At 67.0% G+C, this 7,222-nt stretch carries 10 protein-coding genes; 5 read left to right on the top strand and 5 right to left on the bottom strand.

The window, feature by feature from the left end; genetic code table 11:
- A partial coding sequence (locus O145_RS16755; protein WP_052375263.1) for a transposase occupies window positions 1-233 on the bottom strand: 233 nt, incomplete at its 3' end.
- An 84-nt stretch (window positions 234-317) separates the two neighbouring features.
- Here O145_RS16755 and O145_RS14945 point away from each other — a divergent pair.
- Together O145_RS14945 and O145_RS14940 are read left to right on the top strand one after the other, a co-directional pair.
- On the top strand, window positions 318-1,346 hold the full coding sequence (locus tag O145_RS14945) for a hypothetical protein (protein WP_156966821.1): 1,029 nt from the start codon (window positions 318-320) through the stop codon (window positions 1,344-1,346).
- A 152-nt stretch (window positions 1,347-1,498) separates the two neighbouring features.
- Window positions 1,499-2,176, top strand: coding sequence for a hypothetical protein (locus O145_RS14940; RefSeq protein ID WP_156966820.1), 678 nt, complete (start codon window positions 1,499-1,501; stop codon window positions 2,174-2,176).
- A 304-nt stretch (window positions 2,177-2,480) separates the two neighbouring features.
- Here the strand turns inward: O145_RS14940 and O145_RS16750 are convergent, their stop codons facing one another.
- Both O145_RS16750 and O145_RS19435 read right to left on the bottom strand, forming a co-directional pair.
- On the bottom strand, window positions 2,481-2,765 hold the full coding sequence (locus O145_RS16750) for a hypothetical protein (RefSeq protein ID WP_052375262.1): 285 nt from the start codon (window positions 2,763-2,765) through the stop codon (window positions 2,481-2,483).
- An 18-nt stretch (window positions 2,766-2,783) separates the two neighbouring features.
- Entirely contained in the window at window positions 2,784-2,930 is a 147-nt protein-coding gene (locus O145_RS19435; RefSeq protein ID WP_229118617.1) for a hypothetical protein, read from the bottom strand.
- A 544-nt stretch (window positions 2,931-3,474) separates the two neighbouring features.
- Here O145_RS19435 and O145_RS14930 point away from each other — a divergent pair.
- Together O145_RS14930 and O145_RS14925 are read left to right on the top strand one after the other, a co-directional pair.
- A complete protein-coding gene (locus tag O145_RS14930; protein WP_156966819.1) occupies window positions 3,475-3,828 on the top strand; it encodes a hypothetical protein in 354 nt (117 codons plus the stop codon).
- Window positions 3,825-4,685, top strand: a complete 861-nt coding sequence (locus O145_RS14925; RefSeq protein WP_052375260.1) for a zeta toxin family protein — start codon at window positions 3,825-3,827, stop codon at window positions 4,683-4,685. Before O145_RS14930 ends, O145_RS14925 begins: the two co-directional genes overlap by 4 nt.
- 94 nt (window positions 4,686-4,779) lie before the next feature.
- Here the strand turns inward: O145_RS14925 and O145_RS14920 are convergent, their stop codons facing one another.
- Window positions 4,780-5,115, bottom strand: coding sequence for a hypothetical protein (locus O145_RS14920; protein ID WP_043564410.1), 336 nt, complete (start codon window positions 5,113-5,115; stop codon window positions 4,780-4,782).
- Window positions 5,116-5,744: 629 nt separating this feature from the next.
- Here O145_RS14920 and O145_RS14915 point away from each other — a divergent pair.
- Window positions 5,745-6,653 (top strand): MafI family immunity protein, encoded by a 909-nt coding sequence (locus O145_RS14915; RefSeq protein WP_043564408.1) that lies wholly within the window; start codon window positions 5,745-5,747, stop codon window positions 6,651-6,653.
- A gap of 369 nt (window positions 6,654-7,022) precedes the next feature.
- Here O145_RS14915 and O145_RS18770 read toward each other — a convergent pair.
- The coding region (locus O145_RS18770) for a hypothetical protein (protein ID WP_043564406.1) at window positions 7,023-7,222 on the bottom strand (200 nt) is incomplete at its 5' end.

The following is a 7,222-nucleotide window of genomic DNA, read 5'->3' as shown; positions in this document are numbered from 1 at the left end:
ATCCTGGCCTCCCGCAGCTCGGCACGCAGCCTCCTGTTCTCCGCCGACTGCTCCGCACCGACCTCGGAGTCCACGGACTCCGGGTGGTCCTTCCTCCATTTCTTGACCCAGTTTCCCACCGTCTGAGGAACCAGGCCGTAGGACCTCGCCACCTCGGCTATTGTCCGGTCCTTCTCCACGACCTCAAGGACGACCTGCTCCTTGAGCTCACTGCTGAATCTCTGTGCCGACATAATCAGATTATACCTCATCTCTCAAAACAGTACTCTTTCCACCACTGTCCAAGAAACACCAGGCACCTCACACCGGAGGTTTCAATGGATGATGAGCAAATGGGTATGGGGCCGGTGGAGTGGGCGGTGGTGACGGGGGTCCGCCGTCGTGACGGGTTGCTTGTGCGTCTTGAGGATGGTGGCGAGGAGGCGTTCATGCACTTTACTGGCATTGGTGACCACCCATTGTATTACAACACTATGTACTGGCCGGATGTGGGTGAGCGGATCCGGGTGCGTCGGCTGTCCTTCTCAGGGGACGAGGAGGAGACCGAGATTCGTGTGACGGGCAGGGGAAGTGCGATGGAGGGGCTCGTGCGCGGGTATCCGACGAGAGAGGTGGTGCCTGCGGGTCTGGGGCCGGTTGAGCTGGGGGTGGTGGTCGCCCACCGCGAGGAGGACCTGCTGGTGCGTCTGGAGGACTCCGGGCGGGTGGGCGTCCTGCCCGCGCACCTCCTGTCCTACGACCCGGCCGAGCAGGCCCGGGAGCACTGGCCGAAGGTGGGCAGACGCATCCGGGTGCGGCGTCTGGGGGTGTGGCCGGGCGGGGAGATCCGCCTGAGCCACCGGAAGCGCTTCGTCTGCGGACACTCGCTTCCTCCCCCGGAGTTCTTTAGCTCGCGGACGCACCGCGCGTTTCGCGGGGTCATCGAGTACACGCGCACCCTGCCGCCCCAGGTGGTGGAACGGGTGCGGGCCGTCGCCGACGCCGTCTCACTGCGCGACTGGAAGCGAGCCGGGGAGCTCACCAGCGGCAACCGCCTGGACTGGGACCAGGCCGACGCCTTCATGACCACCTACGCCTGGCAGCCCTACACCCCCACGCCCGACGACTTCACCCGCGACATGTTCGCCGCCCCGCTCCAGGACGGCGGCAACTGGGTCGACTGCCTGCTGTGGACCGAGCGAGAACGCCCCAGCGACGTCGAGATCTCCCTCAAGATCACCCCCGACCCGGGCGCACCCGACAACCTGAGAGCGAGCCTGACCCGCATGCGCGCCGTCGGCTTCCGCTACCCCGGCCGCTGCGACCAACGACCCCGCCCCACAGGCCCCGCATGGACCACACCATAACCACCCCCACAAGAAGAACAGGCACCCCGGGCCAGCACCCGCCTCCACCCCACGGCCGGGGAAAGGCCGCCCGAGACGATTGGAAAGGCAGCATGACACTGACTCGCGAGGATGTGGTTGCGCACCTGGCGCCGACCTTGAAGGCGGCGGGCATGAGGAAGCGTCGGTACTGGTGGTACTGGACCGGGGAGGAGGTGACGTGGGCCTTCCGTATTCTCAAGTCGCCGTACGGTGGTAGTCGGCTTAACTTTGACCTGATGTGCGCTCCGCTCGCCCCTGGCTTTGAGACGCCGGCGACGCTGAAGAGCGACGACTACCCATTGGCCCCGTTCCTGGCGAACTGGGAGATCGGCCCGGACGTAGACGTGGGGATGCTGGAGGACATGGGGTGGGAGCGGCTGGGGGACGAGGAGCGGCGCGAGCTGCTCACGCGCTTCGCCCATATGCTCGTCGACTACATGCGGGCCCACTCCACGGCCGAGTCGCTCGTGCGTGCCTATGCCGCCGGCGAGTACCGCCCATCATTCATCCGTACAGAGCTCCAGGAGGCGTTCGACCGCGAGACGGAGCGGCTGGGTCTGGAGAACAAGGGGGCGCGCCGCGAGCCTCCCCGCGAGAGCACGATCACCCTGCCGGACGGCACCCAATACGTCAAACGAGGCGACCGTTGGGTGCGCGGTCGGCCGGCCCGCAGCCCCCGCCGCCCCGGGAGACTGGCGCCCCCGCGCGCCTTCACCTCCCCGCGCCGCTTGGCCCGCGCCGCGAGACCGCGGAATCGCGCAGCCCCTCGCTACCAAGAGCGTCGACCGCCTCAGGGCCGCGTGGGATGATCACTCTCTCGTGCTGCTCGCCAGCTCGGCCTGCGGCGCCAGGGCGCCGGCGTGATCGGGGCTCCAACGACAGCGCCTCGTTCACACGGGCCCGTGCCCGCTTGAAGTCCTCCATGCTGTGCTTCAGCTCGGCGACGGCCACGTGCACGGACGCGTTGTAGGGCTCCGCACTGAGCGCTCTCTCGGCCAGCCTGCGGTACCGTCTGCGCCGGGCGCCGCAGCGACGTTCGAACAGGGCGAGCCGGGCCAGGGCCGCACTGTTACCGGGATCGAGCCCTACGGCGCGGCGCATGAGGTCCGACGCTCACGCCGGGACGGCGCCAGCTCGGCGGAGGCGAACGCCGGCCCAGGGGTCGTAGGGGTCGAGGGCCAGCGCCTCACGAGGCTCGCGGCGCGCCTCGTCGATGCGTCCGACGTCGAACAGGCCGAGCGCGAGCTCGAGGTGTGCCTGCGGCAGGTCGGGGAAGTCGGCGCACAGGCGGCCGGCCTCCTCTACGACGCGCTTGTACTGCCCCATCTCGTGCAGCAGGGCGATCCGCTGCAGGCGGCCCGCGCAGCCGGCGCCGTCGTCGTCGGGATGCTCCGGCACGCCGCCGCGCGGGACCCGTCATAGGAGCTTGCGCGCGGCCATGTAGCGGCGCAGGTCGTCGTACTCGCCGTCGTTGTTCGCGTAGGTGACGACGTTGCGGGCGCTGGAGAACCATGCGCCGCAGCCGGGTCGGGCCCGGCCGAGGGCCCTCTGCAGGTTGCGCATGGTGATCGTCCGGACCCTCCCGGTGCGCGTCGACTCCGCCAGGGCCGCCTCGGTGGCCTGCTCGCAGACCCCGGCGATGTCGGCGCCGACCCCGTCCAGCTCGGTGAGGAGATGGACGGCGGTGTTCCGCGTCGCCTGGCCGCCGCCCAGGGACCTGCCGAACGCCTCGCGCAGCTCCGGGTGGCGTTGGGGTGCCGGTCCCAGGGGCGGCCTGGGACGCTTACTACGCTCCTTTGTTCCTTACTACGCTTCTTCTCCTCGTACAGTAAGGAACAAAGGAGCGTAGTAAGCGATGAGAGGATTGTCGCATTGATGATCTCGATGTCGCCCCAGATGTACAACGCCTCATCCGCGGCTTTCTCGGCGAGCCGGAGGGCGGGGACAGGACGACGACGAGGACGGGCCGCGTGCCGTTATGCGCGGCCGCTCCGGTCTCGGCGGCACTGCGCCCCAGGATGGGGTCTCGGCCCGCAGGCGGCCCCGCGGCAGGCGTGCGGCACGGTATGATGGCGGTCAGCCAGAAACCGGCAGGTGAGGAGACGCCGTGACACGGACAGCAGTCTCGCAGCAGGCTCCTGCGCACCAGGGGGCATCCCGCGAGGGAAGGATTCCGGTCGACTGGGAGAACGTGGATATTGCGGTTCTCTACGACATCTTCTACGAGCAGGGCACGGCGCTTAAGGGCATGTACGTCTCCTTCGCCTACCGTGCGCAGGAAGCTGGCGATGACGGGGGGATGCGGTTCTGGGACGAGCAGGTCATCGCCCTGGACCGTGAGCGTCGGGCTGTCGGCGTCAACGACCGCACCGCCATGGTCGAGCACATGGACCGCTGGGAACGCACCCGGCGCCAGCTCGACCAGGCCCAGCGCGCCGCATCCTACCCGACGGCAGCATGAGCACGCGCCTGTCAGAGACCGAGCGGCGCAGGGCGCGTGAGCGTGCCCTGCGCCACCTGTTCCTGTCTGATCAGTCTGGTCCGCAGGTCCTCCTGTCGGTCGGGGCGCAGCCCGGGGCAGGCAAGACCCGTGCGATCGAGGAGGTCCGGGCTGCCTTCTACCCCAACCACGACCTCGCCCCGGTCATTGGCGACGACCTGCGGGCCTATCATCCCGACTACGCGCGTCTCGTGCGCGACCCCGACCCGCTAGCGATGCCCGCGGCCACGGCCGACCTCTCCGGGTGGCTGGTGGGACAGGCCCTGGACTGGGCCGCCGAGCACGGGCACTCCGTGCTGGTCGAGGGCACTCTGCGCCGTCCCGGAACGACCCTGAGCACGCTCGAGCGGTTCCACTCCGCCGGGGCCATCACCCACCTGGTCGTCCTGGGTGTGCCAGAGGCCGTCTCCTGGATCGGGTGCCTGGACCGCTACCTGACGTCTCTTGCGCGAGACGGGGCCGCCAGGTGGACCCCTCAAGAGGCTCACGACGCCGGTTACACCGGGACTCCGGCCACCCTGGCGGCCGCCGGGGCCACCGCCGCCGTCCACCGCCTGTCGGTTGTGGCTCGCGACGGCGCCGTCGCCTATGACGGCACCCGCGACGCCGCAGACCGGACTCGGTCTCACGAGGCGCTGCGGGCCCTGGAGGAGCTGCGCTCCGACCCCGAGCAGATCCGCCGGGCAGAGGCCCGCCTTGAGCAGCTTGTCGCGGTCGCCTCCGACCTGGGAGTGGGCCCAGCCGTCCGCGAGGGACTGGACCATGCGCGGACGCTGGTCCGGCCTCCCGCATCATCAACGCCTGGACCCGCAGTATGAGTGGCCAGAGCCTGTCCGGCGCGCCGTCGCCAGGCGCACCTGCGTTGACCGCCGGCTCGACGCCGCCGGATCGCCGAGAACAACCTCTTCACGGTTAGCCCGAAAAGAGGAAGTCGCTCTCGACTTCCCCCATGCGGATGTCGATGGTGAATGGTTTCGGGTTCCAGTCCGGGTCTCCGACCCCGAGAATGACGCCATTGTGACTCCGGTCAATGCAGACTCCGTCGAGTGCCAGCCTCTGGGACACCCAGGCGGCGGGCGCGATCCCGATTATCACAATGTCGTCCGCCCCGTTCCGGCAGATCAGATAGTCCAGATCAGCCGGATCGGGCTCCCGATAGTCGAAGAATGACAGGCCGCCGGGGTTATACGGTGAAGGGCTCTCGAAAACGGCCGAGTAGTGATGGCGGAATACTGGTGGTGAAGTCATCTCCTCCTCCTCTGTGGGCCCGATGCTGTTCGGGCCGGTTTCCTGCCTGTGGCAGAGGAATGGGTCAGTCGCCGTGCCGCTCGCATCTTCCTATCTTGTCGTCGCTCCAGCTTCAAGGGCGGAGGGGGCTGGGTCGCTTGTGCTCCTCCTGGTCGGTCCAGGTCGCGTACGGGGCATGAGACTGGGCCCTGTGCGAGGCGGGGCCTGACCTGCTCGGTGTGTCGCCTGTTCGGCCCCGTGCTTGCTTGCGGCCGCCGGGGCGCAGGCACCGGGACGCTTCATGCTGGCGGCGTGGATAGCTCTGCCCCTGAGGCCGGGCGCGAAATCTCGGTCGGCCTGCACGACCAGCGACAAGAAGGGACTGGATGAGTCGGTGTTGCAGGCTGTGAGAGGATCGGTCATCTCCGCGTCCCGGGCGGCTGTAGCGGTCGGGCCGCCATGGGGGCCGACTTGAGCGTCCGGATCTTCTGGGTCAAACCGCAGGTCTCGCTGGTTAATCGGTCGATATCTCGCGACCTCTGTCCTGGAATACGGTTCTGTTCGGTGTTGGCCATACTGGCGACGCCGCGCTCTAAACCTCCGTGGTGCACATGAGCTCAGCCTTTCGAGAAAACTGGTGTTAACAGAATATGCTGTGCTCATGCAGTGATAGGGTGGATGTCGTGTGGGAAGATGCTGATCCTGTAGACAGTCTTATCGACAGGGTGGCTGCGGCCCGGGCGCTGGCTCCGCGAGACGTGGGCTTGGCGCTTGACCTGATTGCTTATGGGGAGTATGGGATTGCGCTGGAGCTGGTTTGTACGCAGATTGACGAGCACGACAGCCTCCCCTCTCCCGAAGAGCTGGAGGCGCTGCGGGACCTGGGACTTATGCTGGACGTTGACGTTGACGGTTTTTTCCGCTTTCTAGGGCGCCCCGACGAGACGATTCCCGGGGAGTACCTGGTGTGGACCGACTGGGAGTGCCGCAGCACCGCCTTCCCTGAGCAGTGGAGCCAGCAGGACGCCAACGCATTCATCTCCACCATGCTCAGGTCGCCGGTCACGCGGGACGAGCGCATGCGCATCACAGGACGCCCACCGCGGCTTCGGCCGCGCAACGGCACGCCGCCCCTGTACTGGGTCAGGACCCGCTGCAAGCGGGGACCCGTTTGCTTCGTGGCCGATCTACGCCGACAGCACCGGCAGACGGTGACGCGCAATAGGGTGCTCCTTCCGGACATGCCCCACGAGCGACAGGCTCGCCGTCTGCTGCTCCAGACTGCCAAGATCTCCCACCGGGCCTACTGGGGCTTCGTGCCGATCATGGAGCTGATCGGGGCGGGCGAGTGGGAGGTAGCCCTGATGGTCCTGTGCACCCAGCTGTGCGATATCCACGCCGCCCTGCGCCTGGAGGACCTCGCCACCATTCACGCTGCCGGAGAGCATCTGTGCATCGACACCGACGCGCTTCTGGCCCCGACCAATTTCCTGGACAGAAGAGTGCACCGTAAGAAGAGGCCATGGTCGGTGGGAAAGAATTCCTGGCTCTATCAGTAAGGGAGGTCGTGGAAGTCGTGCGATAAAAGCGTGTTCTGGGGCGGTGTCGATGGGTTATTAGGTATGTGATTGCTTTGTGCAGATCGACATGATGGATGAAGGGCGGGGCGCCCTCTCCGCCACCGCTACGGTGCGGTTCGCCCGGTCGCATCCGTCTCGACACGATAGGGGAATATGAAGGATTGCCCTGTTCTCCTTGTGGCTCCTCCGGATCCGCTCGCAAAACTCGTCGACGAATCGGTTGACGTCTCGCGGCTCCTGACTGGCGGTCCGTCTCTCCTTGTAAGGTTCCTAAGCATTTATCACCTCAATATCGCTCCAAATGTATTATGTCTCGTCCGCAACTTCTTCGTGGAGGTCTGGCTGGAGTTAAATGAGATCGGTGTGTGGTGGTGTGACTGGGGGGTGCTTGAAGTCGTGGTCGAGGGTGTGGTTGGTGATGTGGGCGGTGAAGACCGCGAAGGTGTTCTGCGGGGCGAGCGCGCGGGGATTGGCGGTGCCGGCTCTGGCGGCGTCTTGTGCGTGCTTGGTGGGACCCGGGGTCGGGGGCGCAGGAGGGCGTGTGGATG

The organism is Actinomyces israelii DSM 43320, assembly GCF_000711965.1.
Taxonomy (GTDB): domain Bacteria; phylum Actinomycetota; class Actinomycetes; order Actinomycetales; family Actinomycetaceae; genus Actinomyces; species Actinomyces israelii.
The sequence above is the reverse complement of the archived record's forward strand: the minus strand, read 5'-3'. Positions and strand labels throughout refer to the sequence as shown.

Bases quoted from the DNA above. Each gene is read 5' to 3' on its own strand.
- O145_RS14940 (WP_156966820.1), top strand. From the start codon at position 1,499: ATGAGGAAGCGTCGGTACTGGTGGTACTGGACCGGGGAGGAGGTGACG.
- O145_RS19435 (WP_229118617.1), bottom strand. From the start codon at position 2,930: ATGCGCAACCTGCAGAGGGCCCTCGGCCGGGCCCGACCCGGCTGCGGC.
- O145_RS14920 (WP_043564410.1), bottom strand. From the start codon at position 5,115: ATGACTTCACCACCAGTATTCCGCCATCACTACTCGGCCGTTTTCGAG.
- O145_RS14945 (WP_156966821.1), top strand. From the start codon at position 318: ATGGATGATGAGCAAATGGGTATGGGGCCGGTGGAGTGGGCGGTGGTG.
- O145_RS14915 (WP_043564408.1), top strand. From the start codon at position 5,745: ATGCTGTGCTCATGCAGTGATAGGGTGGATGTCGTGTGGGAAGATGCT.
- O145_RS14925 (WP_052375260.1), top strand. From the start codon at position 3,825: ATGAGCACGCGCCTGTCAGAGACCGAGCGGCGCAGGGCGCGTGAGCGT.